The organism is Actinobacillus porcinus (assembly GCF_901764995.1).
In the GTDB taxonomy this organism is placed as follows: Bacteria; Pseudomonadota; Gammaproteobacteria; order Enterobacterales; family Pasteurellaceae; genus Exercitatus; species Exercitatus porcinus.
The window spans coordinates 1-1068 of sequence record NZ_CABFKI010000027.1 but is presented as its reverse complement, the minus strand read 5'-3'; the positions used below and the strand labels follow the sequence as shown (position 1 = coordinate 1068).

Here is a 1068-nt window from a genome sequence, read left to right as displayed (position 1 = left end):
GATTCATGACTGGGGTGAAGTCGTAACAAGGTAACCGTAGGGGAACCTGCGGTTGGATCACCTCCTTAACAAAAGACGACTTGCTAGTGCTCACACAGATTGTTTGATAGAATAAAGCAAAGAAAACCAAATCCTTTCGGGTCTGTAGCTCAGGTGGTTAGAGCGCACCCCTGATAAGGGTGAGGTCGGTGGTTCAAGTCCACTCAGACCCACCACTCAATGAGCGAGCTCAAGAGTGAAACGAAAAGGAAAAGTCATATCGAGTTATGATGAAAGGGGATATAGCTCAGCTGGGAGAGCGCCTGCCTTGCACGCAGGAGGTCAGCGGTTCGATCCCGCTTATCTCCACCAATCATCATGACTAAGTGAATAAGTAAAGGTTAAATAAAAAATGTTGAAAACACATAGAAAATTAACCGCACTTTGTTTATTTAGTCATGATGATATGAAATTATTATCTTTGTTCTTTAAAAATTTGGAAACAAGCTGAAAAACTGAGAGATTTTCTGTAGGGGTAAATCACATTTACCCTGAAACAAGAAAGTCTGAGTAGAAAAATCTTGACTGAACAAAAGCAGTCAAGTGTTTAGTAGTTAATAAAGACTTCAAGTAAAAATATTTGAGGTTGTATAGTTAAGTGACTAAGCGTACACGGTGGATGCCTTGGCAATCAGAGGCGAAGAAGGACGTGCTAATCTGCGAAAAGCTTGGATGAGTTGATAAGAAGCGTTTAATCCAAGATATCCGAATGGGGAAACCCAGTAGATGAAGAATCTACTATCACTTGTTGAATACATAGGCAAGTGAGGCAAACCGGGAGAACTGAAACATCTAAGTACCCCGAGGAAAAGAAATCAACCGAGATTCTGTAAGTAGCGGCGAGCGAAAGCGGAAGAGCCAGTTAGTGATAGCGACAGAGATAGAGGAATTGGCTGGGAAGCCAAGCGACACAGGGTGATAGCCCCGTACTCGAAATCCGGGTTGTGGTACTAAGCTAACGAAAAGTAGGGCGGGACACGAGAAATCCTGTTTGAAGATGGGGGGACCATCCTCCAAGGCTAAATACTC

General features: G+C 43.3%; 2 tRNA genes and 2 rRNA genes. All 4 read left to right on the top strand.

From position 1 onward, the window contains the following. Positions 1-68 (top strand): 16S ribosomal RNA (locus E7T07_RS10930); the annotation flags it as partial. Positions 69-138: 70 nt separating this feature from the next. Continuing rightward, positions 139-215: transfer RNA gene (locus tag E7T07_RS10925), tRNA-Ile, on the top strand. A gap of 60 nt (positions 216-275) precedes the next feature. Continuing rightward, positions 276-351, top strand: a tRNA-Ala gene (locus E7T07_RS10920). A 280-nt stretch (positions 352-631) separates the two neighbouring features. Next, a 23S ribosomal RNA gene (locus E7T07_RS10915) occupies positions 632-1068 on the top strand; the annotation flags it as partial.